Below are 24,900 nucleotides of genomic sequence, written 5' to 3'. Positions count from 1 at the left end.
ACCTCCAGGGGCGGGCAGATTAACAGATGGGAGAGAGGTACGAATCTCCAGCTCAAAACTCCCGTACTGGGTATAGCCGATTTCCCCTCCCCTACCGGTTGGTAGTGCACCCCGGGGCCGCCGCGACCGCCGGACGTAATCAAGGTGTTACGTGGATGAAGGTGTGGTGTCACAGTGATCATCGAGGCTGGCGTTTGCCGACGGGCCTTGCCGAGCAGGGTTGGTCGGTGTACACCTGACATCCGGTCCTCCCCCCACAATCCGATCAGGATGGGACCCTTCATATGCGATACGAACTCGACCGCGACCGCGCGGTCCGAGGCTTGGAGCCTGCCTTAACGGCCGTGCGCCGGTACGCCACCGTCCGTTCCGCGGAGAGAAGACGGATCCCCGAGCGACCGCCGCAGTTCGCCATGACATGCATCTGACAATCGTGCCCGCGTACGCCGCCTGATTGCCGCCGGGCGCGCCCCACGCGCACCCCGGACACGCCGGCCCCCCCACATACGGCCGCCCGTGACCCCGGAACTCGCCCACGCCGACGGGCGGTTGAGCCGCCCTGCCCGCGTACGGCCACCGGGCACCCCCACGGCCACCGCCGGCTTCCGCATGCCATCAGCCGGAACACCGCCGGACTTCAGCCTGAAAGGACAACCCCAGGTGCTCACTTCGCACCGAGCCACCCCCCAGGGCTCACCCACGGCCCTGCTCCGCGAAACGGACGACCGGCCCGCCCCCGGAACACCCCCACCCGGTGGGCACGTTCTCGTCGTCGGCACTCCAGGACCGCGCCTGGAGCGCCTCACCCGGACCCTGCGCGCCACCGGCCACGACGTCAGCCACGCCCCGCCCGGCGAGGTGGACCCCCGCGTCCGCCAGACACCCCCGGACGCCATCGTCGCCCTCGACGAACCCGGCGACCGGCGCACCGGCGTCGACGTCATCCGCGAGGTCCGCACCGTCCCCGCCGGACGGGCGCTCCCGCTGCTCATGGTCACCGACACCCCGGAACCCGCCGGAGTCGTCGACATGCTCCGCCGGGGCGCCGACGACTGCATACCCGAAGCCTCCGACCCCGTCGAACTCTCCGCCCGCATCGAGGCCAAGCTCCGCCGCGTCCCGGTCCCCGTCGAGAACCTGCTGCGCGACCCTCGCACCGGCCTCTACTCCCAGCCGCACTTCCTCGACGAACTCGACCGCGAACTGAGGCGCCCGGGCGCCGCCCGGCACGGCGGCGTGCTCGCCGTCATCGGTGTCGCCGAGACCGACACCCTCGAAGCCCGGCTCGGCCCCCGGGTCCGCCGCGAGATCGCCGAACGGCTGGCCGGCGTCGCCCAGCAACTCGGCAGCTTCTGCGACCGGCTCGGCCGGGACGACGACGGCCGGCTGCTGATGCTGCTGCCCGGTGTCGACGAGGAGACCGCACTGCGCGGCCTGCGGAAGTTCGCCGCCACCGTCGCCGGCACCCGCTTCATCGTCGCCGACGAGAACGTCCGGCTCACCCCCGCCATCGGCTGGCTCCCGCTCGGCGAATGCACCGACGGCGGCCCCTCCGTCGAACAGGCCCGGGACGCGGTCGGCGAGGCCCTCCGGCACCGCGACCTCCAGCCCGTCCGGTACGCGCCCTGGATGCGCGGCACCCCCAACCGGCACCGGCGCCCCCCGCTCAGCACCCTCATCCGCCCCGCGCTCTCCGCCCTCTCCCCGGTCCTCGCGCTGCTGCTCGGTATCGGTGTGCCCTTCGTCCTCTACCAGCAGGCGTACCGGGCCGGCTGGGACCTCGGCTCGGCCATGTACTGGGTGGTGGTCGCCGGACTGGTGCTGTCCGCGCTGCTGATCGTCCTGGAGTGCCTCTTCTCGCTCGACGCCCCGTCCCGGCCCGAGCGGCCCGGCGCGCCCTATCCGCCGGCCAGCGCGGTGATCGCCGCGTACCTGCCCAATGAGGCCGCCACCATCGTCGACACCGTCGAATCGTTCCTGCGCCTGGACTACCCCAACGACCTGGAAATCGTCCTCGCCTACAACACCCCGCATCCCCTGCCCGTCGAGGACACCCTCCGCGAGATCGCCGCCCGCGATCCGCGCCTGGTCCTGCTGCCGGTCGCCGGCAGCACCTCCAAGGCACAGAACATCAACGCCGCGGTCACCCGCGTCCGCGGCGAGTTCGTCGGCATCTTCGACGCCGACCACCACCCCGCCCGGCACTCCTTCCGCGACGCCTGGCACTGGCTGTCCCACGGCTACGACGTCGTCCAGGGCCACTGCGTCATCCGCAACGGTGAGAGCTCCCGGGTCGCCCGCACCGTCGCCGTCGAGTTCGAGGCCATCTACGCCGTCAGCCACCCCGGCCGCACCCGCCTCTACGGCTTCGGCGTCTTCGGCGGCTCCAACGGCTTCTGGCGCACCGACCTGCTCGCCCGCACCCGCATGCACGGCTCGATGCTCACCGAGGACATCGACTCCACGATGCGGGCCCTCGACGAAGGCGCCCGCATCGCCGTCGACCGCACCCTCATCTCCCGCGAACTGGCGCCCACCACCCTCAAGGCGCTGTGGAACCAGCGCTCGCGCTGGGCCCAGGGCTGGCTCCAGGTATCCCTCAAACACCTGCGGCGCGGCCTGCGTTCGCCCGCCTTCACGCTCCGTCAGAAACTGGGCCTCTTCGTCCTGCTGGGCTGGCGCGAGGTCCAGCCCTGGCTGACCCTCCAGATCCTGCCGATCCTGCTCTACTCCGCCTGGAAGGCCGGCGGGTTCCTCCAGCTCGACTGGGCGGTACCGGTCTGCGTCCTCGCCATGCTCTTCACCCTCGCCGCCGGCCCCGTGCAGGCGCTCTTCGCCTGGCGGCTCGCGGTCCCCGAACTCCGGGCCCGCACACCGTGGTTCTGGGCGTACTTCGTCATCTCCACGGTCTTCTACAGCCACTTCAAGAACATGGTGGCCCGCCAGGCACACCTCAAGGAGGCCCTGGGCGACCGGCAGTGGCGGGTCACCCCGCGCGCCGCGGCGGCCAAGGCGGTGGCCCGCCGATGACCACCGCGACCGCCCCCGCCCCCCGGCCCGCCCGGGAGGCCGCCCCGCCCCGCCGCCGGACCCGCGACATCGACGGCTTCCGCGGACTGGCCGCGCTCAGCACCGTCGCCTTCCACGTCTGGCAGGAGTACTTCGTCTACGACGCCCGAGGCGGCCACCCGCCCGTGAAGAACGCGGCCCTCGAAGCGGTGCTCTCCCTCGAAGTCATCGACCTGTTCTTCGCGCTCTCCGCATTCCTGCTGACCGTGTCGTACGCGCGCGCCGCCATCGACGGCGGCTCCACGCGGCCCGCCCGCGCCTTCCTCTTCCGGCGCGCGATCCGCATCCTGCCGCTGTACGTCCTCGCCGTCCTCGTGGTCTGGGCCACCCGCAACCCCACCCTGCCCGGCAACTGGCAGGACCTGCTCGAACACCTCACGTTCACCCACGTCTTCGACCAGGAACGGATCTTCTACACCCTGGGACCCACCTGGTCCCTCTCGCTGGAAGTCCTCTTCTACTTCGTCCTGGTGGGCCTCGGCCCGCTCGCGGTACGCGCCTGCCGGCCACTGCGCCGGCGCGGCAGCCGGATCGCGGTCTGCGCGGCCGGCTGCCTGTTCCTCTACACCGTCCCGCTCGTCTGGATCACCGTCGCGCACTACGCCCTCGGCATCCCGCACACCGACTGGGTCGCCTACTTCGGCCCGCAGGCCCGCTTCGGCGGCTTCGCGGCCGGCATGGCACTGGCGGTGGCACTGGCCGCCCTCGGCGACCGCGCCCGCCTCACCCCGCGCACCGCGCTCCCCCTCACCGCCCTCGCCCTGGCCGGCCTCTTCTGCCTGTCCCTGTACTCCGATGAGGAGGGAAACACCTTCACCTACTACCACCCCATCGCCTCCGCCCTGTGGGTGCTGCTCCTCTTCAGCACCCTCCACATCCGCCAACGCACCTTCTGGAACCGCTTCCTGACGGCACGTTGGCTCACCCTCACGGGGCTGATCAGCTACAGCCTCTTCATCTGGCACGAGCCGGTGATGCTGCTGCTCCACAACGCCGGTCTGCTGCCCGCCGGCCAGTCCGGCTTCGCCCCGGCCATGCTGATCGTCTTCCTCGCGGCCGTCCCGACCGCCGCGGTCAGCTACTGGATCATCGAATACCCGGCCGGCCTCCTCGGCCGCCTCAAGGACGCGGGCGGACGCCCCCGCGAGTTCTATCCCGAACCCGCCCTCCGCTGACCCCTCCGCACCGGGGGCCGGCCGCTACGGACGCCGGCCCCCGGAAGCGCCCGCATTCCGAGAGGCGTCTGCATCCCCGGACGGCGCGGAATCCCGGGACGGTCCGGAGACCCCGGGCGGCCCGGGATCCCCGGGCGCGGCGGAACCCCCGGGCGCGGCGGGGCAGTCGGCGAAGATCGTCCCCAGCCGGTAGTCCAGCGTCCGCCGCACCTCCTCCAGCGTCCGCTGCCCGTGCAGCACGTCACCGCCCAGCCCCACCGCGGCCGACACCAGGAGATCGGCCTCCGACCGCGCGTCCAGCCCCGGCGCGGTCCGCCCGCCGTCCTGCGCCGTCCCGATGATGCCGGCGACCAGCTCCTCCAGCGGATGCGCGTCGTGCAGAAACACCCGGGCGAGCGCCGGATCGGTCAGACTTCGCGCGTAGTACGCGGCGAGCACCCGCAGCGCGGTGGCGCGCTGGCCGTCCACCGGCAGGAACTCGTCCAGCACCGCCCGCAACAGGCCGCGCGGATCGGCCGGATCGAACCGGATCCGCGTCCGGGCGATCCGCTCGTTCTCCTCGTGCAGCACGTGCAGCGCCGCCACCAGCAGCCGGTGCTTGCTCGCGAAGTGGTACTGGACCGCCCGCAGCGACACCCCCGCCTCCGCCGCGACCTCCCGCATGCTCGCCGCATGCAGCCCGCGCTCCGCGGCGATCCGCCACAGCGCCTCGATGATGCCCCGGCGCTTCGCCGATCCGCCGCCGTCCGCCGCGCCGTCCGCAGGGACCGCGGCCGGCTCCGTACGCACCGGAACGGGCGGCTGCTTCCGCCGCCGGTACGCCCTGGCCTGGCAGATGCGCGAGCAGTACACCGCCGGCCGCCCCCGCCCCGCGGGCGCCAGCCGCACCCCGCACACCCGGCACACGGGACCGCCTCGCGCTCCTTTTTCGTCACGATCCATACCTGCCCGGCACCCCCTTAAATTCCGTGACGTAAGCCCAACTAATCAGTGTCCATAGGATAATTCGGCACACACACCAATGGTACGTTCGTAACGTCGCTGCGGCGGAGCACCCACCCGCACACCACCGAGGCGTCCGCCGGACACACCCGCGGACGGCCTCCGCTGCGACCCCACCCACCCCCTTTGCGGACTCCCGGAGGAGTGCCATGAAGTACGACGTCCTACAGATCGTCGGCGCGGTCCTGACGGCCGTCGCCGCACAGAGCGCGGTCCACCTGCTCATCGACCACGGCAGCACCGGGCTGCTGGGCGGCCTCGGTGTCGGATTCCCGGTGCTGCTCACCGCCTACGCGGCGCTCACCACCGCCGGCGTGCTGCTTGGCGGCTGGTCCCACGCCCGCGCAAAAGCACTCGGCCGCCGGAACTGATCCGGCGGCCGAGAAAGAGGGGAACGGAAGCGGAAGGACGGGCAGTCGAGGCCGCCCGTGCCGTCCGCCGGGCGGTGGGTCAGCCCACGTGCACGCGCGGGCGCCGGCTCAGATCCGGCTCGGCGCGGCGCAGCACCTCGCGGGTGACCGGGGCGACCTCACCGTCACCGAAGACCAGGAACCGCAGCAGATGGCTGAACGGATGGCCCTCGGTCCAGTGGAAGTACGCGTGCGGGACCTGCCCGGTGCGCTCCCGCAGCTGCATCAGCACCGCGGCCATGACGTTCGCCACCACCGCGCCCTCCACCCGCAGGATCCGCGCGCCGGACCGCTCCTCGCCGTGCACGTCCAGCACGGTGGTGAAGTCGGAGGAGTCCTTGACGACGACCTCCAGGAACAGCACCGGACCGCCGTCGGGGATGTGCGTCTCCTCGCGCTGGCTGTACTCCTTCGCCCGGTAGTCCTCCGCCGCGTCCCGCTCGTCGGGCTCGTTGGCGATCACCCGCAGCGGCCCGGCCGCCAGCGCCTCGTCGATCAGCCGCCCGGCGGTCTCGTCGAAGACGACCTCCACGGCACGCAGTTCGAAGGCGCGGTGGACCCGGGACGCGAACGACGTCAGCAGGATGCCGAGGATGAACAGCAGCGCGATCTTCAGACCGTCCGGCCGCTCGATGACGTTGGCGACCGTGGTGTAGCCGAAGACCAGGGTGATCGCACCGAACCCGATGGTCGCCTTCCGGTTCCGCCGGTGCCGCGCGGCAACGGTGGACGCGAACGACGCGGACAGCATCAGCACCAGCACACCGGTCGCATAGGCGCCGCTCTGGTCGTCGACGTTGGCGTTGAAGAACAGCGTGATGGCGAAGGCGATCACCATGAAGATCAGCACCAGCGGGCGCACCGCACGCGTCCACTCGGGAGCCATGCCGTACCGCGGCAGATAGCGCGGTACGAGGTTGAGCAGCCCGGCCATCGCCGACGCTCCGGCGAACCACAGGATGGCGATGGTCGAGATGTCGTAGACGGTGCCGAACGCCTCGCCGAGGTGCTGGTGCGCCAGGTACGCCAGCGCGCGCCCGTTGGCCGAACCGCCGTCCTCGAACTCCTTCTGCGGGATCAGGATGGTGGTCGCCAGGCTCGACAGCAGCAGGAACCCACTCATGATCAGCGCCGCGGTGGTCAGCAGCCGCCGGGTGCCCCGGATCCGCCCGGCCGGCTTCACGGGGTCGTCACCGGCGTCGCCGTCGATCTGCGGCATCACCGCCACACCCGTCTCGAATCCGGACATGCCCAGCGCGAGCTTGGGGAAGACCAGCAGCGCCACTCCGACGATCGCCAGCGGTGAGGAGTGCTGGGCGGTCATCGCGTCCCACCAGCTGCCGATCGCCACCGGCTTGGACAGTACCTGCCACGCCGACGTGCCCAGCACGACCACATTGAGCACCAGGTAGACGCCGACCAGCGCCACGGCGATCCCGATGGCCTCGCGGAACCCCTTGAGGAACACCGCGCCCAGGGCGGCGAGCAGCAGCAGCGTGATCCAGAGGTTCGCGCCGTGCAGCATCGCCGGGGCGAAGGGGTTCTCCACGACGTGGGCGGAGGCATCCGCCGCCGACAGCGTCATCGTGATGAGGAAGTCGGTCGCCGCGAACCCGAGCAGCACCAGCACCAGCAGCTTCCCGGCCCACCAGGGCAGCAGCCGCTCCAGCATCGCGATCGAACCCTCGCCGTTCGGGCTCTCCTTGGCCACCCGCCGGTAGACCGGCAGCGCACCCAGCAGCGTCAGCGCGATCAGCACCAGCGTCGCGAACGGCGACAGCAGTCCCGCCGCCAGCGCCGCGATGCCCGGCTGATAGCCCAGCGTCGAGAAGTAGTCCACACCCGTCAGGCACATCACGCGCCACCACGAGTGCCCCTTGTGCTCGTCCGGCGGCGTGCCGTGCGGCCCGGGGTGGCGGGCACTCTGCTCGCTGAGTCCGTCCAGCAGCCAGGACCGCCACTTCGGCGTGGTGCGGGCGGGGGGCGGAGTCTGGTCCACCGGGGGCGGAGTGGGGTCCACCTGTATACCGGTCATGCGGGCACGTCCTGCCGATCGTCGTTCGTCGGATTTGGCAACGAGGAGCGAGTATGCAACACACTCCCCCCGGCCCCTAGCGTCAGGGGCGCATCAGGAAGCATCCGCTTCGCGTACCCACCCCGTTAAAGTCCCCACGCAACCGCTCCGCATCGCACTCACGGGCGCAACCTTGCACCAGGTCCCCGTCCCAGGGGAACCCTCGCGCTCCCGAGGACTCGACCTGCCGGCCTCGGCGCGGCGGGGTCGACCGGGTCCGCGCAGGAGGTGCCCCATGGCCACCACCCCTCACGCCCTCAGCGACCGTTCGGCTGCGGGTCGCCCGGCCTCCGTGGCGCGGCGAGCGGTGGCGCATCGCGCGGTGGTGCACCGACCGTTGGTGCGGCGCGCGATGGCGCACCGCCCGCCGCCCGTCGACGACCTCGGCCGCGACCTCGCGCTGCCGGTCGGCGCGGCCGTGACGGCGATGGTGGTGACCGCCCTGCTGGTGACCGGGCAGGCCGCCCACCTCTCCTTCTCGCTGGCCGCCTTCGCCCTGCTGACCGTCGCGGTCGCCGCCCCCGCACGGCCGCTCCTGGTCCCCGCCGTCATCCTCGTCTCCTGGATGTTCTTCGACGGCTTCGTGGTGCACCAGCACGCGGAGCTGGGCTGGCAGCAGGCGGACCGGACCAGCTTCTGCGTCCTGGCGGGTGCGGGTCTCGCGGGTGCGGGCTGCGCGGCGGTCGCCCGCGCGCTCCGGCGGCGTACGGCGAGGCGAGGAGCGTAGCGGGGGCGGGCCCAAGGGGAATGGGGCCCGGCTTCTAGCGGGGGCGGTGGTGGTGGCCGAGGCGGTGGGGACGGCGCTTCCGGCGCGGGCACCGCATGGCGCCCCGAGGGCGACCCGATCCGCGGAGGCCGCGGCACGGGGCGGCGAGGAAGCTCAGGCCGATGCCCAGCATCCAGGTGTCCTTGGCCAGGGGGATGCCGTTCCGGGTCGGGCGGAGACTGCCGGGCTCGCGCATTCCGGGGGTGCGGAGGTAGAGGCCGACGAGGCCGCCGGCGAACCCGGTCAGGGCCACTCCGGCCAGCCGGGTCGGGACGAACGGGGCGAGCAGTGCGCTGCCGACGGTGATCTCGGCGGCGGCCAGGAGCCGGGTGAACCGTTCGGGGGGCAGCTTCGCCAGGAACGGGTACGCGGTGCAGGCCATGCCGTGTAGGGCCTCGGCGGTCGCCTGGTCGGCGCGCCGTTTCGTCAGGCCGGTGTTCAGGATGAACGCGCCGGTGGCCAGGCGGGGGGCGATGTCACGCAGTTCGGGGGCCGTGCGCAATGCCGCTGTCATCGGAGCCTCCAGGGATCGGTTCCTCGCTGCGGATTCCGCGGTACGGACTCCTCGGTACGGACTCCGTGGTGCGGATTCCTCGGTCTGGATCGGGTCCCCTTGGTGCGGAGGGGGCCTCGCCCCCCTGGACGAGATTAGCCAGGAGGTATCCCGGCTGCATCCGGTGCGCCCGCCGCCTACGGCGTGCCGGTGGTCCCGTTCGCGAGGGCGCGGGCGGTTTCCGTCGCGAAGGCGTCCGGGGTGTCCAGCATGATGTTGTGGCCGCAGTCGGGGACGGGGACGACGGCGACCCCGGCGCGGCGCAGCGCGTCGGCGTGTGCCGGGGGGCCGTCCTGCGCGGGGTGCAGACACGTACGCGGAATCGGCAGGTCCAGCAGCGTTTCGCGCATGGTGGGGGAGGTGCCGCGGGCGAGGTGGACCGCGCTCCGGTACAGCGCCTCCCGCCCCGCGAGTCGCATCGTGGACCACCAGTGGGGCCCGACCCGGTCCCGGACCCGGCGCCAACCGCCGGCGAGGAACTCCTCCTCGGTGTACGCGGCGATACCGCTGCTGCCCGGCTGCGGCACCGGCGGGGCCGGGTCCAGATTGGCGTCGACCAGGACGAGCCGGGCGACCAGCTCCGGATGCCGGGCGGCGAGCACGATGGCGACGGCGCCGCCCATGCTGTGGCCGATGAGGTCGGTGCGGTACGCGTCCGCCGCCCGGAGCGCGGCGGCGACGGCGTCCGCGTGGTCTTCGAGGGTGTAGCCGAAACCGGTCGGCCGGTCGCTGATGCCGAAGCCGAGCAGGTCGAGGAGCAGGGTCCGGTGTCCGGCGAGGGCCGGGTGCACGGCGGCGCCGGTGAAGTACGGGCCGGACGAGGCGCCGAGGCCGTGCAGGCAGACCCGGGTCCGGTTGCCGGTTCCGGGAATCTCCACCCAGCGGATACGTGCGCCGTCCGCTAGAGGAGTGGAGCGAGGGAGGCGGTCGGATGCTGGAGCTGGCGATCCTCGGGTTTCTGTATGAAGGGCCGCTGCACGGCTACGAGTTGAAGCGGCGCGTCGCGCGGCTGGCCGGCCATGTGCGGCCGATCGCCGACGGGACGCTCTATCCGGCGATCAAGCGCCTGGATCAGGCCGGGTGGATCGACCGGCGGACCGAACCGGGGAGCAGGGCGGCGCCCCGGCGCGTCCTGTCGCTGACCGACGAGGGGCGCGCCGAGCTGCGGCGCCGGCTGCGCGAGGCCGACGATGTCGCGATCAGTGACGAGAACCGCTGGTTCACGGTGCTGGCGTTTCTGCGCCATCTCGACAGCCCGGCCGAGCAAGCGGCCGTCCTGCGCCGCCGGCTGACGTTCCTCCAGGAGCCGACCAGCTTCTTCTACGAGGGCGAACGGCCGCTGAGGGCCGAGGAGTTCGACGACCCGTTCCGCAGGGGACTGCTCATGATCGCGCGGGCCACGAGCGAGACGGAACTCCGCTGGCTGGCGGAGACGCTGAGCGCACTCGACGCCGCACCGTCCGACCGCGGCAAGGGGTGAGCGGCAGGCGCAGCCCGGGAGCCCGCCGTCACCGCGCGGACTCGTCCCACCGGTCCAGGAGGGCGTCCATCCGGTCGCTCTCGGGGGCGGCCGGGCCGGGCGCCTCGTCCAGGGACTGCTCGGTCCAGATGACCTTGCCGCCGGGGGTGTAGCGCGTACCCCAGCGCTGCGCGAACTGGGCCACCAGGAACAGGCCCCGGCCGCCCTCGTCGGTGGTGGCGGCGCGGCGCAGATGCGGGGAGGCGCTGGTGCCGTCGGAGACCTCGCAGATCAGGGCGCGGTCGTGGAGCAGGCGGACGCGGATGGGCTGGGCGCCGTAGCGGATGGCGTTGGTGATCAGTTCGCTGAGGATCAGTTCGGTGGTGAAGCCGATCCCGTCCAGTCCCCAGGACTCCAGGGTGCTCATGCAGGCGGAGCGGACGGGGCCCACGGCGGCGGGGTCGGAGGGGACGTCCCATTCGGCGATCCGGTCCGGGGCCAGCAGTCGGGTACGGGCCACCAGCAGGGCGATGTCGTCGCCGGGGCGCTCGGGGAGCATCGCGTCCAGGACGGCGGTACAGGTCTGTTCCGGTGTGCGGTCCGGGGCGTCGGCCAGCGTGGTGCGCAGCAGTGCCAGGCCGGTGTCGATATCGCGGTCGCGGTCCTCGATGAGTCCGTCGGTGTACAGGACCAGCCGGGAGCCCTCGGGCAGTGTCAGTTCGGCGGTTTCGACGGGCATGCTGCCGCCCAGGCCGAGGGGCGGGGAGACCGGTACGTCGGGGAAGGAGACGGTGCCGTCGGGGAGGACCAGGGCGGGGCCGGGATGGCCCGCCCTGGCCAGGGTGGCGCGGCCGTCGACCGGGTCGTAGATGGCGTAGAGGCAGGTGGCGCCGGTGATTCCGGCGCTGCTGTCGCCGACCAGTAGTACCTCGTCCGTCCCGGCACCCGCGTCGGCGCCGTACGCCTCGTCAGGCGCGGCGGGCTGCTCGCGGGACTCCTCACCCGCGGCGGGTGCGTCATCGTCCCGGCCGCCGCCCGTCCGGGCCTCGGCGGTGTCGATGTGGCTGACCAATTCGTCCAGGTGGCCCAGGAGTTCGTCGGGCGGGAGGTCCAGGGCGGAGAAGTTGTGGACGGCGGTGCGCAGGCGGCCCATGGTGGCGGCGGCGTGCAGGCCGTGGCCGACGACATCGCCGACGACGAGGGCGACCCGGGCGCCGGGGAGGGGGATGAGGTCGAACCAGTCGCCGCCGACGCCGGCCCGGGCGGGCAGATACCGGTGGGCGACCTGGAGTGCCGTCTGTGCGGGGAGGGTCTGGGGGAGCAGGCTGCGCTGGAGGGTGATGGTGGTGGCGTGCTCGCGGGTGAAGCGGCGGGCGTTGTCGATGGAGACCGCGGCGCGGGCGGCCAGTTCTTCGGCGAAGGACAGGTCCTCCGCCTCGAAGACGTCGGAGGTCTCGGCGCGCCAGAAGTTGACGAGGCCCAGGACCACGCCCCGGGCGCGCAGCGGTACGGCGATCAGCGAGCGGATGCCGTTGTCCAGGACGCGCTGGGTGCCGACCGGGTCCTGGGCGCGCCAGTCCGGCGAGGTGCGCAGGTCGCGGACGAGTACCGGGCGGCTGTCGGCGAGGCTCGCGGTCAGGAGGGCGCCGGGGGCGAACCGGATCTGTTCGCCGACCCGGTAGATCGCCGAGTCCTCGGGGACGCCGCGGACCGCCAGCCGGCGCATCGGGCCGTGCTCCCCGGCCGGTTCGTCGCCGCGCAGCACCGGCTCCAGCAGCTCGACCGAGACCAGGTCGGCGAACCGCGGGATCGCGACGTCGGCGAGCTCCTCCGCGGTCCGGGCCATGTCCAGTGTGCTGCCGATCCGCATCCCCGCGTCGTACAGCAGCTTGAGGCGCCCCTGGGCGACCTCCGCCTTGCCGGTCAGCGCCTGGAGTTCGGTGGTGTCCCGGAGGGTGACGGCGCTGCCGGCGGGGCCGCCGTACGGGGCGGTGGGGCGGGCGTTCACCGCCAGCAGCCGGCCGCCCGCGGGGTGCACCTCATCGGTCGCCGGCCGCCCGGAGGCGAGCAGGCCGGCCATCCCGGGTTCCAGGCCGAGTTCCGTGACCGGGCGGTGCTCGGCGTCGCCGGGCAGGTCGAGCAGCCGCCGCGCCTCGTCGTTGGCGAGCAGCAGCCGGCCGTTGCCACCGATGATGAGGACGCCTTCGCGTACGGCGTGCAGCACGGCGTCGTGGTGGTCGTACATCCGCGTCATCTCGGCCGGGTCGAGGCCGCGGGTCTGGCGGCGCAGCCGGCGGCTCACCAGGGCCGCCCCGGCCGTTCCGACGACCAGCGCGCCGGCCGCGGAACCGATCAGCAGCGGCAGCCGCTGGAGCGCCCATTCGTTGGTGCGCTGCACCTTGATGCCGGCGGCGACCAGGCCGACGACCGCGCCGCGGGAGTCGGTGACGGGGACGGTGGTGTCCACGGCGCGGCCGAGGGCGGACTGCGAGGTGGAGGTGTACGCCTTGCCGGCCAGCGCCTTGCCGTAGCCGCCGGGGACATGGGTGCCGATCAGCTTCGGGTCGGGGTGGGTCCAGCGGATGCCGGACGGGCTGAACGCGACGAGGTAGTCGAGCCCGGCTTCCCTGCGGGCCTCCTCGGCCTTCGGCTGGAGCGCGGCGCTGGGGTCGGCGGACTGCATCGCGGCGCGCGTGCCGGGGGCGTGCGCGAAGGCCTGGGCGGCGACGACCGACCGCTGTTCGGCCTCCGCCAGGCTCGCCCCCTGCGCTTGCAGCGCGAGCGCGACGCCGGCCGCCAGGACCAGCAGCACGACGAGGGCGAGCTGTAGCGCGAGCACTTGGCCCGCGACGCTGTGCACGCTCAGCAATGAGCGAAGCCGGCGCCTTACCTCACCTTTTCGCCCGAAATTTTCCATCACGCGCCATATTTAGCATTCTGTGCCTTGTGTAGCGATCAGCTGCGCCGACGTCATAAGCAATGCTTTTGGAATGACAAAGTGCCTTTATGAGGGCAAATTTGGTCGGTTGCGGGGGCTGAAGTGCCGCCGGGGGGCGGGGTGTGACGCCTTCGGACCGTCTTCCACGGGTAACTCCACACGTGGTAGCGGGCTTGCCACGCAAGGTAGTCGCACGCATATGCGGAATCGCGGATTCACGGCATCGAGCGTTTCCGGCCGCAGGCCCGCCAACGGCCCGTTGCGGGCGGCCGATTCCCGGCACGACGATCCGGACGTTCCGTGTGCCACGGCCGTACGCGGCCGGCCGGCATGCCCGATTGCTCTGCGAGGAGGTCCCTGTGAACGACCGGATGAGTCTCGGCACAGATGCGGCACGGCAGCTCGCCACCACGACCAAGACCACTCCGCAGATGCGCGGTATCACCCCGCGCTACCTGCTGCGCGCACTGCCCTGGGTGGACGTCGAATCCGGCGTCTTCCGCGTCAACCGCCGCCGCAGCTACGTCCTCGGCGACGACCGCATCAGTACCTTCACCGACGGCGACGACACCCGCGTCATCCCCGGTGACCTGCGCGAACTCCCGTACCTGCGGGGTGCCGACGACTCCCTGCTCGCCGAACTCGCCGCCGAATTCACCACCGTGCCCTTCGAGGCGGGCCAAATGCTCACCGAGAGCGCCGATATGACGGACCGTCTGGTCGTGATCGCGCAGGGTCGCGCCGAGAAGCGGGCGAACGGCCGGTACGGCGAGGACGCGCTCCTCGAAGTCATCGGCGACGGCCAGTTCTTCGACCTCGACGCCTGGACCCGCTCCGCCCCCATGCCGTACCGGGTCAAGGCGCTCACCCCGGGTGTGGCGCTCTGCCTCGACCGTGCCGCGCTCTCCCGGCTGCACGACCGCGACGCGGGCATCCGCGAGGCGATGGCCGCCTACCTCGCGACGAACGGCGTACGGCCCGGCGCCGAGGTGCCGGTGGACCTCGCCGCCGGGCACAGCGGCGAACCCGACCTGCCGGCGACCTACGTCGACTACGAGGACGCGCCGCGCGAGTACCACATGACCCTCGCGCAGACCGTGCTGCGCGTGCACACCCGGGTCTCCGACCTCTACAACGGGCCCATCGACCAGACCCGCGCCCAGGCCAACCTCACCGCGCACGCGCTCCGCGAACGGCAGGAGGCGTCGATCCTCAACCACCCGGAGTTCGGCCTCTTCCACAACGTCGCCCCGGGCCAGCGGGTGCAGGCACGCCACGGTTCCCCCACCCCCGACGACCTGGACGAGCTGCTGACCCGGGTCTGGAAGCAGCCCGCCTACTTCCTCGCGCACCCGCGCGCCATCGCCGCGTTCGGCCGGGAATGTACCCGCCGGGGCGTGCCCCCGGTGATCGACACCAGCTTCGGCAGCCCGCTGCTGACCTGGCGCGGGGTGCCGCTGCTGCCCTCCGACAAGGTGCGGTTCTCCGGCGGCTCCGGCTTCGGCACCACCGAGATCCTGCTGATGCGGGTCGGTGAGGCCGAACAGGGCGTGGTCGGACTGCGCCCGTCGGGCGTCGCGGACGAGGTCGAACCCGGCCTGGCCATGCGGAACATGGGCGTGGACCAGAAGGGCATCACCTCGTACCTGATGACCGCCTACTTCAACGCCGCGGTGCTGGTGGAGGACGCCCTCGCCGTCCTCCAGAACGTCGAGGTGAACAACTACCATGACTACGCCTGACCTGGAGCGGATCGGCCGGCCGTCCGCCGACCGGTCTCCGACGGACTATCAGTTCCCGCAGCTCACCCCGCCGCCCGCGTTCTCGCCGGAGGTGGCCCGCCGGGACTTCCCGATCCTGCACCGGACCGTCAACGGCAAGCCGCTGGTCTGGCTCGACAACGGGGCCACCACCCAGAAGCCCCGCCAGGTCATCGAGGCGGTCGCCGGCTTCTACGGGGCGGGCAACTCCAACATCCACCGCGGTGCGCACACCATGGCCCGCGAGGCCACCGAGGCGTACGAGGCGGGCCGGGCGGCGGTCGCCCGGTTCCTGGGCGCGGCGTCCCCGGACGAGATCGTCTTCGTCCGCGGCACCACCGAGGCGATCAACCTCGTGGCCCAGAGCTGGGGCCGGTCCCATCTCGGCCCCGGCGACGACATCCTGGTGCCGGTGCTGGAGCACCACTCCAACATCGTGCCCTGGCAGCTGGTCGCCAAGGAGACCCGGGCCCGGGTGGTCCCCGTACCGCTCCGCCCGGACGGGCAGATCGACTTCGGCGCGTACGCCGACCTGCTCTCCATGCGCACCCGGCTCGTCGTCATCAGCCAGGCGTCGAACGTCCTGGGCAGCGTCCCGCCGGTCAAGGAGATGACCGCGCTCGCCCACCGCTACGGGGCCAAGGTCCTGGTCGACGGAGCCCAGGCGGTGGCCCACTTCCCCGTCGACGTGCAGGACCTCGACGCCGACTTCTACGCGTTCTCCGGCCACAAGCTGTTCGCCCCCACGGGCATCGGCGCGCTGTACGCCAAGCCGGAGGTCCTGGAGGGCATGGCGCCCTGGCAGGGCGGCGGCAACATGATCGAGTCCGTCGGCTTCGACCGCACCACCTACGCGCCGGTGCCGCACCGCCTGGAGGCCGGCACCGGGCACATCGCCGGCGTGGTCGGCCTGCTCGCCGCGCTGAACTGGCTGACCTCCTTCGACCGGGGCGCCATCGCCGCGTACGAGAACGGCCTGCTGGCGTACGCCCGGCAGGCCCTGGCGACGGTCCCCGGACTGGAGCTGCTGGGCTCCGCCCCCGACCGGATCGCCGTCCTCACCTTCACCCTGGCCGGCCACGACCCGGCCGGCATCGCCGACTGGCTCGACCGCGACGGCATCGCCATCCGCGCCGGCCACCACTGCGCCCAGCCGGCCCTGGCCCACTACGGCCTGGACAGCGCGGCCCGCGCCTCACTCGCCCTCTACAACACATCCGAGGAGGTGGACCAACTGACCGCGTCACTGGGGCAGCTGGTGCAGACCGCCTGACATGCCCAGCTGTACGGCTCTGCGGGCGGGCGCCAACTGCCCGTCCGCAGCTCATCATTGATGCGGTGTCAGTAATGGTGCGCGAGGGCGGCGTGCGGATCCGCACCGCCGTCCGCCCGCGTGTGGTCGGTGTGGACGGTGGCCGCGGTCAGCCGCGGTACGCCGTGGATCAGCGCATGCTCGGCCGCCACGGCGAGCCGGTGGGCCCGGACCACGGTCAGCTGCGGGTCGATGACGATATCGGCCTCGGCGCGCAGCGCATGCCCGATCCAGCGCATCCGCAGCTGGCCGACGTCCCGCACACCGGGCACGTTCCGCAGTGCGGTCTCCGCGGCCTCGACCAGGGCCGGGTCGACCGAGTCCATCAGCCGCCGGACCACCTCGCGGGCGGCGTCCTTGAGGACGAGCAGGATCGCGGCGGTGATCAGCAGCCCGATGACGGGGTCGGCGGCCCGCCAGCCCATCGCGGCGCCGCCCGCGCCGAGCAGGACCGCCAGGGACGTGAAGCCGTCGGTACGGGCGTGCAGACCGTCCGCGACCAGCGCGGCGGAGCCGATCCGGCGCCCGGTGCGGATGCGGTAGCGGGCCACCCACTCATTGCCGACGAACCCGGCCAGCGCGGCGGCGGCGACCGCCCACAGGTGGTGGATGTCGCGTGGGTGCAGCAGCCGGTCGACGGCCTCGTAGAGCGCGGGTACGGAGGAGGCGGCGATCGTGAGCACGATGACGATCCCGGCCAGGTCCTCGGCGCGGCCGTAACCGTAGGTGTAGCGGCGGTTGGCTGCCCGCCGGCCGAGGAGGAACGCGACCCCGAGGGGTACCGCGGTCAGCGCGTCGGCGGCGTTGTGGAGGGTGTCGCCGAGCAGCGCCACCGAACCGGACACGGCGACCACCGCCGCCTGGACCACGGCGGTCACCCCGAGGACGGCCAGCGAGAGCCAGAGCGTCCGCATCCCCTCGCGGGAGGTCTCCATGGCCTGGTCGACCTTGTCGCGGGCCTCGTGGGTGTGCGGGGTGACGGCGTGCGCGAGCTGGTGCCGGAGGCGGGACCACCGGGTGGCGGGGTCGGGGTGGTGCGGACGGCGGCCGTGTTCGTGCCCGTGCCCGTGGTCATGCCCGTGCCCGTGCCCGTGCCCGTGGTCGTGCCCGTGGTGAGGGTGGGTGTGAGTCCCGGGCGCGTACGCGTTCTCCCCCCGACGTCCGTCGGCGCGCCCATGCACGTTCTCGTTCTTGTTCCTCTTCTTGTTCTCGTTGTTCTCGTTGTCCTCGTTCATGCTCTCGCCATGCGGTGTACCGGGGACAGTTTGCTCACTCACAGGCCGTCGCACCTTCCCGCCACGTCCAGGGCGCGGCTTGTGTCCCGCGCGCTCGCCCCCTCATTATGTGCGTATGAGCGCACGCATGCATCTATCAGATGCGCATGGTTCGCAGCAGCCGGACGGAGGCGGCGCGGCCGGGCACGACGCGGCCGGGCACGGACCCGACGGGCCGGGGCCGGGGACGGTGTCGGAGGAGGGCGAGCGCATCGCCGTCGCCGTGGAGATCCTGGGGCTGCTCGCCGACCGCACCCGGCTGGCCCTGCTGCGGCGGCTCGGCGCGGGCGAGGCCGATGTGACCACCCTGACGGAGGCCTGCGGCGCCTCGCGTACCTCCGTCAGCCAGCACCTGGCCCGGCTCCGGCTGGCCGGGCTCGTCACCACCCGCAAGGACGGCCGCCGAGCCGTGTACGCCCTGCGGCACGGGCATCTGCGGCGCCTGGTGGACGAGGCCCTCAGCGCGGCCGACCACCGGGTCCGCCACCTCCCGCCGCACGACTGACCCGACGGTGCGCCCGGTGCCGTCCTGGGCGCCGCGCTCCACATGTCGCCCGCCGTCACGGTGACCGTGCACCGACGCCGGCTCACCTCCACCCCGTCCGTAACTCACCTCCGTCCCCTCCGTCCCCGCGGCGTCGGGGCGTCACCCTGCACCCCGGCGCGCCCCGGCGCCGTCATGCGCCCGGGGCCACGTTCCCCGTATGCTCGAACCCTCACACGTATGTGAAGGGCAAGGCGCGCGTGTGAAGGACAAGCGCGAAGCCCACGCACGGGGCGGCGCCACGAACGGCGAGGGCGGTCATCGCGGGATGCGCATCGGAGAGCTGTCGGAACGCACCAACACCCCTCGCCGGCTGCTGCGTTACTACGAAGAGCAGGGGCTGCTCCTCGCCGCGCGCACCCCGAACGGCTACCGCGACTACGACGAGCGCTACGTGGACCGCGTCCTCCAGATCAGAGGACTGCTCGACGCCGGACTGCCCACCCGCATCATCAAGCAGATCCTCCCCTGCCTCGACAAACCCCGGAACATCTACTTCCCCGACGCGACCCCCGAGATGATCGCCACCCTGCAACACGAGCGCGACCGGATGACCGGCCGCATCTCCTGCCTGACCCGCAACAGGGACGCCATCGCCGACTACCTCGACGCGGTACTGGAGTACGGCGACGGCAGCCGCGACCGGCACGAGGACGTCTAGGGATTCCGGGAGAGAGACTGGACGGCCCGGCCAGTGAGGTCTGGTCTGGACTGCTCCAAGGCCACGGGTATCGCGGGGAGTTCACCCCCTTTGCCGGGCAGGGGGTCGTGCCAGGCCGTATGGGGGATGCCGTGGCGGCCGTGGCCGCGCCGACACCGCCGTAGGTATCGCCTGCGACCTGCTCGCCCGCCTCGCCCGCAGCACACAATCGACGGTGACGGCATCGCACCGAGGCTCACCCCGCGGTGACCCATGCCCCGGCGGGCTCCCTCAACAGGTCCGCGAGAACTCGCGATTCGGCTCCGGCTCCGCCGAGGTTCTGCCGGTACGGCCTCAGCAGTTGGCGCGTGCCTCGAAGAGGCTGCGCAGGTGCGCCAGGCTCCGCTCGGCCACCGGGCGAAGCGCCGGGGCAGCGGCGTGGGCGGCGGCTCGAAGTGTGTCTACCGCGTCGGGGCCGAGAGCATCTGCGGCCTCGGTGGCGCGGGATCGGGGAGGCGAGGGCCGGCGCAGGATCACACGTGATCCGTCGGACAGGCTCCAGGACGGCGGATGGTGGGTGGGAGAGGGGAGCGGCGCGGGCGGCCGGTCCACAGGCTTCGACCGCACGATGTACGGGCATCGCGATGAAGACGAGCACACGGTCGACGCGCTCCAGGGCTTTCGCGCGTGGCCGTTCGCTTCACCCGGCGGCCGATGGGCTACGGCTGCCGGTCACGACAGGGGGACGGGACAGGGCCAGGGGAAGGGCACCTGCCGACTCCGCTCGACAGGCGAGCTCCGATGCCCGGTCGAGGAAATGGCTTGGCGTGCCGGTCGGTTGCATGGCTAGGGTGGGATCACACGGCACGGCGACTGTTCGGTTGCTGTTTGTCGGCGTGTGTCTCGGCTGTGGATGACGAAGGAGGTGTGACCGATGGCTGTCGTTGCGATGGGCGCTGCCCGCACTCAGACGATCATCAGTTTCGCCTCCGCGGTCTCCGGCTGACACATTCGATTCCTTTCTTTTCCGCGCCCTCTGCGCGGTGCCGGGGCCGCCCTTGTGAAGGGTTTCCCTTGAATCTCTCTTCTGGTTCATCCGCTGCGTCCTCATCGAGCCCGCTGTCGTCGTACGGCTGGGACGAAGGGTTCGCGGAGAGCTTTGTCCCCTATGTCGGGCAGGGGTATGTGCCCGGCCGGATCGTTCGCGTGGATCGCGGACGAGTGGATGTCGTCGTGCCGGATGGCGACGGCATCCGGACCGTCCTGGCGGACACCGCGCTCGTGGCGACCAGTGACCCGATGAGGGTGCCGTGCACCGGTGACTGGGCCGTGATCGACCTGGCGAACGGGCGTGGCGGTGACCATGTCGATGGCGTCGTCAGAGCGTTGCTGCCCCGCCGTACGGCATTCGTTCGGTCCACGTCGTCGAAGCGTTCCGAGGGCCAGGTGCTGGCCACCAACATCGACACCATCGTCATCTGTGTGTCGCTCGCGGAGCAGTTGGACCTCGGGCGGATCGAGCGGTTCCTCGCGCTTGCGATGTCCGGCTCGACGGGGGAGGGAGCGGTGCACAGGTCCGCGCTCCCATGGGAGAGCGGGGCGCAGCCGCTGGTCGTGCTGACCAAGGCGGACCTGGCGGGGGACCCGGCCGGGGTCGCCCATCTCGTCGCGGACACGGAGGGCGCCGCGCCCGGTGTGCAGGTGCTGGCGGTCAGCGCGGCCACCGGCGACGGGATCGACGTGCTGTCCGCCGTGCTCGCCGGCGGCGCGTCCGTGCTGCTGGGGCGTTCCGGAGCCGGGAAGTCCACGCTGGCCAATGCGCTGGTCGGCGCGTACGTACAGGATGTGCAGGCGATCCGCGACCGGGACGGCAAGGGCCGGCACACCACGACGACCCGGGATCTGCTGGTACTGCCCGGCGGCGGGGTGCTGATCGATACGCCGGGGCTGCGCGGCGTCGGGATGTGGGACGCGGAGGGCGGACTGGCCCGGACGTTCGCGGAGGTGGAGGAACTGGCGGAGCAGTGCCGTTTCCCCGACTGCGCGCACGGCGCGGAGCCCGGCTGCGCGGTCCAGGAGGCCCTCCAGAACGGCGAATTGACGGAGCGTCGGGTGGAGAGCTACCGCAAGCTCCAGCGCGAGAACCAGTGGATCGTCGCGAAGACGGACGCCCGGCTGCGCGCGGAGCGCCGACGCGAATGGAAGCAGAAGCAGGCGCTGGGGCGGCACATGATGGAGCGGAAGAGGGGGCGGGGGATGTAGCCCGGAGTGCTGCCGAGCCCGGTCCGTTGTGGGTGCCGTGCGGGCGTGAACGCCATGTCCGATTTCCGCCGGTGACGGGCCGGGCGGGCGGCGCACACTGGCCGGGTGATGGACGACGAGACCAGGTACGAGGCGGTGTCGAGCCGGGACGCGCGGTTCGACGGGGAGTTCTTCTTCGCGGTGACGACGACGGGGATCTACTGCCGGCCGAGTTGCCCCGCCGTCACCCCCAAGCGGGTGAACGTGCGGTTCTTCCCGTCGGCCGCCGCCGCGCAGACGGCCGGGTTCCGGGCCTGCCGACGGTGCCGGCCGGACGCCGTGCCCGGTTCCGCGGAGTGGAACGTACGGGCGGACCTGGTCGGCCGGGCCATGCGGTTCATCGGGGACGGGGTGGTCGACCGCGAGGGCGTCGGCGGGCTCGCCCGACGGCTCGGCTACAGCGCCCGCCAGGTCCAGCGTCAGCTCACCGCGGAACTGGGCGCGGGCCCGGTGGCGCTGGCCCGCGCCCGGAGGGCGCACACCGCCCGGGTGCTGCTCCAGACCACCACGCTGCCGGTCACCGAGCTGGCCTTCGCCGCCGGGTTCGCCAGCATCCGGCAGTTCAACGACACCATGCGCGAGATCTACGCCGGGACGCCGAGCGAACTGCGGGCCGCGCGCGGCGGCCCGGGGCCGGGACGGCCGGGCGGCACCGCCGACCAGGGTGAGGGTGCCGGCAGAGCGGTGGCAGGTGCCGGTGGTGCCGTCGTGGGTACGGGTGGTGCCGCAGCCGGTGGGATTCCGCTGCGGCTGGCCTATCGGGGGCCGTATGCCGCGACCGAGATCTTCGACTTCCTTCGGGCGCGGGCGGTACCTGGCGTCGAGGAGGTACGGGAGACCGGGGCGGCCGGCGGCCCCCGGGGGGCGCGGCAGGCACCCCGTCGCCGCCGCACCTACCGCCGCACGCTGCGGCTCGCGTACGGCATCGGCATCGCGGAGGTCGACGAGCCGGCCGGGCCGGGCGGGCGGAGCCGGCCGCCGGCGGGGCTGGTGTGCCCGGCGGCGCGGGGTACCGGCGGCGGCTGGCTGGAGTGCCGGCTGCGGCTGACCGATCTGCGGGACCTGTCGACGGCCGTGCAGCGGCTGCGCCGGCTCTTCGACCTGGACGCCGATCCGTACGCCGTCGCCGAGCGGCTGGGCGCGGATCCGCTGCTCGGCCCGCTGGTCGCCGAGCGCCCCGGGCTGCGTTCGCCGGGCACCGTCGACCCGGAGGAACTGGCCGTACGGACGGTGCTGGCCGGCCCGCCGGAGCGCGCCGCGGAACTCGTGCGGGCGTACGGCACGCCGTTGCGCGGGCCGGACGGCGTGCCGTACGCCCGTGCGGGGCTGCCGGGGGAGGGGCCGGACGGGGTGGGCGGTGGGCTGACCCATCTCTTCCCCACGCCCGCGGATCTGGCCGGGCCGGATCCGACCGGGCCGGAGGTGCCGGGGCCGGTGCGCGCACTGTGTGCCGCGCTCGCCGGCGGCGCGCTCCGGCTGGACGCGGGGGCGGACCGCCGTGCCGCTGAGCGGGCGCTGGCCGAACTGCCCGGCGTGGGCCCGGGCGCCGCGGCGTACATCCGGATGCGGGGGATGGGCGATCCGGACGTGGCGGCCGGAGCGGGGGCCGAGGGGGCGGTACGGGCGCCGGGGGCGTGGCGGCCGTGGGGCGCGTATGCCCTGCACCATCTGTGGCGGGCGGGGGTGCTGCCGGAGGGGGACATGGACGGCGGCGCGGTGGCGAACGAGGCGGGGGAGGCGGCCTGAGGGATGCGGGAGGCGCCGAAAGAGAGAGGACCGCTCAGCCGGCGATCAGCGCTCCCACCCACGCACCCATGACCACCAGGCAGGCGGACAGTTCGACCAGCACGCTCAACCCGATGGCGCGCATCGCCGTACGGGTGGCGGCGCGGGCGTCGCCGTGGCTGCCGAGGCGGACGCGTTGGAGGACGTACAGCCCGCCGACCGAGCCCAGCAGGACGCCGACGACCGGGATCAGGAAGAAACCCGCGATTCCGGCCACTCCCGCGAGGAACAGCGTGCGGTAGGGCGATCCCGCGTCGCGCAGACTGCGGGCCGGGAGCAGCCGTTTGAGCACCTGATTGAGGAGCAGGACGGCGGTGGCGGCCATCAGCACCGCCCACGCCGACGAGGCCCGCTCGGTCGTCGCCCACCACAGCAGACCGGCCCACACGATGAGCGGCCCCGGAATGCCGGGAACCAGCACCCCGAACACCCCGAGCAGCATGACGAGACCGACGGCGACCAACTGCCACACACTCATACGACGGCCCTGGGGGCGGGGCGGGCCGGGGGGTGCCGGTGGTGGGCGGGGGGCTGCGCATACGTAGGGCCGTTGCCGTTGCCGTTGCCGTTGCCGTCGCCGTCGGTGGCCGGCCGCGCCCGGAGCGGTGCACGCCCAGCGACCGCTCGTACGCTGCGCCCTGTCACGGCCTTCCTGACGGCCCACATGGCCCAAGCCTGCCGGACACCGGCGGGACGCGCTCCCTGGCACAGGGGGACGGGGGACGGTACGCCGGGCGGGCGACGGTACGGGGGGCGCCACCGGTACGGTCAGGGAACATCCGGCCAGTCCCAACCGGCCGTATTTCCGGGCTACTTGGCTGCCACCTCCACGGTCGGTGAGCGTCTGTCGGCCGCCTGCCCCGGATGCTCAAGGGGCACCCGCGGACACGCCCCGAGATGCCGCGACACGGGTGGTCTGCCGGTGCCGACGCGGTGGGTCCGACGGCGCCGCCGGGCGGTCGGCGACGTGGTGGGAACGCGCCGCAGGATGCCCATTTCGCGCCCTGTCTCAAGCGCGTACATCCATGGACAATGCGGTCCATGAACCGGCAGGGGGCAGGACGCGGCAGGGAGGACGACTGGTGGTGGCGCGAGTTGTACGGCGCCGGCGCCGCGGAGGGGGCCGACGGCGGCAAGGACGGCGGTGCCGCGCGGGACGCGGGCCCGTCCGACGCCCCGGACACGCTGGACGAACGGGTCGCCTCGGCGCTGCGTGCACTCGCGGGGCGGGAACGGGCGCGGCCTCCGGCTGCCCCGGACGTACCCACCGCACCTGACGTACCGAAAGCTCCCCGCGTACCGAAAGCGCCCCGCGTGCCGCAGGCGCCGGACATGCCGCAGGCGCCCGGCACACCCACCGCGTCCGGCGTACCCACCACCCCCCACCTGTCGAGCGCTCCGGACGTACCGAGCACGCCGGACCCGCCCCACGCGCCCGGCGTACCGAACCCGCCCGACGTACCGCCCGACGTACCGCCCGGCGCACCGCCCGACGTGCCGAACGCCCCGGACGCGCAGGGCTCGCCGGGTGTGCCGGACCCGCGCGTGGTGTCGCCGCCTCCGGCCGGGGCGGCTCCCTCATCGCCCCACATACCGCCAAAGCCGCCTGATGCGCGGCGCTTTGACGCCCGGCGGTTCGATCCCAAGCCCTTCGAACCGCGGCAGTGGGAGCCGACGCCCTGGGAGCCGAAGCCGTGGGAGCTGCCCACGCGACGGGTGGCGCCCCTACCACCGCCGTCGCCGCCCCTCCCGCTCCGGGCCACCGGCCCGGGTCCGCGCCCCTCCCCGTACGCACCCATCGGCCGCCCCGGCGCCCCTGCCCCTGACGACATTCCCGC

18 protein-coding genes and 1 pseudogene are annotated in these 24,900 nt (G+C 72.8%); 12 read left to right on the top strand and 7 right to left on the bottom strand.

What is annotated here, in order from left to right:
• Positions 1-660: 660 nt before the first annotated feature.
• Together IEZ17_RS03675 and IEZ17_RS03670 are read left to right on the top strand one after the other, a co-directional pair.
• Positions 661-3,030: a glycosyltransferase gene (locus IEZ17_RS03675; RefSeq protein WP_189296333.1), complete on the top strand. Its 2,370-nt coding sequence runs from the start codon at positions 661-663 to the stop codon at positions 3,028-3,030.
• The gene (locus IEZ17_RS03670) at positions 3,027-4,244 is read left to right on the top strand and encodes an acyltransferase family protein (protein ID WP_229851801.1); all 1,218 of its coding nucleotides are present in this window, start codon (positions 3,027-3,029) and stop codon (positions 4,242-4,244) included. The genes IEZ17_RS03675 and IEZ17_RS03670 overlap by 4 nt, the downstream gene beginning before the upstream one ends.
• Positions 4,245-4,268: 24 nt before the next feature.
• Here IEZ17_RS03670 and IEZ17_RS03665 read toward each other — a convergent pair whose 3' ends face one another.
• Positions 4,269-5,150, bottom strand: a complete 882-nt coding sequence (locus IEZ17_RS03665) for a TetR/AcrR family transcriptional regulator (RefSeq protein ID WP_229851798.1) — start codon at positions 5,148-5,150, stop codon at positions 4,269-4,271.
• A gap of 245 nt (positions 5,151-5,395) precedes the next feature.
• Here IEZ17_RS03665 and IEZ17_RS03660 point away from each other — a divergent pair, with 245 nt between their 5' ends.
• Positions 5,396-5,617 carry a hypothetical protein gene (locus tag IEZ17_RS03660; RefSeq protein ID WP_189296328.1) on the top strand — a complete coding sequence of 74 codons (222 nt, stop codon included), beginning with the start codon at positions 5,396-5,398 and terminating at the stop codon, positions 5,615-5,617.
• Positions 5,618-5,696: 79 nt separating this feature from the next.
• Here the strand turns inward: IEZ17_RS03660 and IEZ17_RS03655 are convergent, their stop codons facing one another.
• Positions 5,697-7,691 carry an APC family permease gene (locus IEZ17_RS03655; protein WP_229851795.1) on the bottom strand — a complete coding sequence of 665 codons (1,995 nt, stop codon included), beginning with the start codon at positions 7,689-7,691 and terminating at the stop codon, positions 5,697-5,699.
• A gap of 274 nt (positions 7,692-7,965) precedes the next feature.
• Here IEZ17_RS03655 and IEZ17_RS03650 point away from each other — a divergent pair, with 274 nt between their 5' ends.
• On the top strand, positions 7,966-8,457 hold the full coding sequence (locus tag IEZ17_RS03650) for a hypothetical protein (RefSeq protein WP_229851793.1): 492 nt from the start codon (positions 7,966-7,968) through the stop codon (positions 8,455-8,457).
• 34 nt (positions 8,458-8,491) lie between these two features.
• On the opposite strand, the gene IEZ17_RS03645 is transcribed toward IEZ17_RS03650, so the two are convergent.
• A complete protein-coding gene (locus IEZ17_RS03645) occupies positions 8,492-8,998 on the bottom strand; it encodes a hypothetical protein (protein WP_229851899.1) in 507 nt (168 codons plus the stop codon).
• Positions 8,999-9,186: 188 nt separating this feature from the next.
• Positions 9,187-9,927, bottom strand: coding sequence for an alpha/beta fold hydrolase (locus IEZ17_RS03640; protein ID WP_308427581.1), 741 nt, complete (start codon positions 9,925-9,927; stop codon positions 9,187-9,189).
• Positions 9,928-9,980: 53 nt separating this feature from the next.
• Between IEZ17_RS03640 and IEZ17_RS03635 the strand changes: the two genes are divergently transcribed.
• Positions 9,981-10,529, top strand: coding sequence for a PadR family transcriptional regulator (locus tag IEZ17_RS03635; protein WP_189296326.1), 549 nt, complete (start codon positions 9,981-9,983; stop codon positions 10,527-10,529).
• A 28-nt stretch (positions 10,530-10,557) separates the two neighbouring features.
• On the opposite strand, the gene IEZ17_RS03630 is transcribed toward IEZ17_RS03635, so the two are convergent.
• Entirely contained in the window at positions 10,558-13,377 is a 2,820-nt protein-coding gene (locus IEZ17_RS03630) for a SpoIIE family protein phosphatase (protein ID WP_189296324.1), read from the bottom strand.
• A gap of 428 nt (positions 13,378-13,805) precedes the next feature.
• On the opposite strand from IEZ17_RS03630, the gene IEZ17_RS03625 reads away from it, so the two are divergent.
• Positions 13,806-15,188 carry a family 2B encapsulin nanocompartment shell protein gene (locus IEZ17_RS03625; RefSeq protein WP_189296323.1) on the top strand — a complete coding sequence of 461 codons (1,383 nt, stop codon included), beginning with the start codon at positions 13,806-13,808 and terminating at the stop codon, positions 15,186-15,188.
• On the top strand, positions 15,175-16,479 hold the full coding sequence (locus IEZ17_RS03620) for a cysteine desulfurase (RefSeq protein WP_189296321.1): 1,305 nt from the start codon (positions 15,175-15,177) through the stop codon (positions 16,477-16,479). Before IEZ17_RS03625 ends, IEZ17_RS03620 begins: the two co-directional genes overlap by 14 nt.
• Positions 16,480-16,547: 68 nt before the next feature.
• Here IEZ17_RS03620 and IEZ17_RS03615 read toward each other — a convergent pair whose 3' ends face one another.
• Positions 16,548-17,795: a cation diffusion facilitator family transporter gene (locus IEZ17_RS03615; RefSeq protein WP_229851791.1), complete on the bottom strand. Its 1,248-nt coding sequence runs from the start codon at positions 17,793-17,795 to the stop codon at positions 16,548-16,550.
• 73 nt (positions 17,796-17,868) lie between these two features.
• Between IEZ17_RS03615 and IEZ17_RS03610 the strand changes: the two genes are divergently transcribed.
• From IEZ17_RS03610 to IEZ17_RS03595, 4 genes are all read left to right on the top strand, one after another.
• Positions 17,869-18,297, top strand: coding sequence for an ArsR/SmtB family transcription factor (locus IEZ17_RS03610; protein ID WP_373299719.1), 429 nt, complete (start codon positions 17,869-17,871; stop codon positions 18,295-18,297).
• 307 nt (positions 18,298-18,604) lie between these two features.
• The gene (locus IEZ17_RS03605) at positions 18,605-18,997 is read left to right on the top strand and encodes a MerR family transcriptional regulator (protein WP_189296938.1); all 393 of its coding nucleotides are present in this window, start codon (positions 18,605-18,607) and stop codon (positions 18,995-18,997) included.
• A gap of 1,053 nt (positions 18,998-20,050) precedes the next feature.
• On the top strand, positions 20,051-21,238 hold the full coding sequence (rsgA, locus tag IEZ17_RS03600) for a ribosome small subunit-dependent GTPase A (protein ID WP_189296319.1): 1,188 nt from the start codon (positions 20,051-20,053) through the stop codon (positions 21,236-21,238).
• 108 nt (positions 21,239-21,346) lie between these two features.
• Positions 21,347-23,023: an AlkA N-terminal domain-containing protein gene (locus tag IEZ17_RS03595; protein WP_189296317.1), complete on the top strand. Its 1,677-nt coding sequence runs from the start codon at positions 21,347-21,349 to the stop codon at positions 23,021-23,023.
• 34 nt (positions 23,024-23,057) lie between these two features.
• On the opposite strand, the gene IEZ17_RS03590 is transcribed toward IEZ17_RS03595, so the two are convergent.
• Positions 23,058-23,540 (bottom strand): DUF456 domain-containing protein, encoded by a 483-nt coding sequence (locus IEZ17_RS03590; RefSeq protein WP_189296315.1) that lies wholly within the window; start codon positions 23,538-23,540, stop codon positions 23,058-23,060.
• Positions 23,541-24,103: 563 nt separating this feature from the next.
• Here IEZ17_RS03590 and IEZ17_RS41960 point away from each other — a divergent pair.
• Positions 24,104-24,900: pseudogene (locus IEZ17_RS41960) on the top strand (hypothetical protein); the annotation flags it as partial.

Source organism: Streptomyces albospinus (genome assembly GCF_014648695.1).
Taxonomy (GTDB): Bacteria; Actinomycetota; Actinomycetes; order Streptomycetales; family Streptomycetaceae; genus Streptomyces; species Streptomyces albospinus.
Note: the sequence above shows the minus strand (reverse complement) of the source record. Positions and strands in the feature narration are given on the sequence as shown.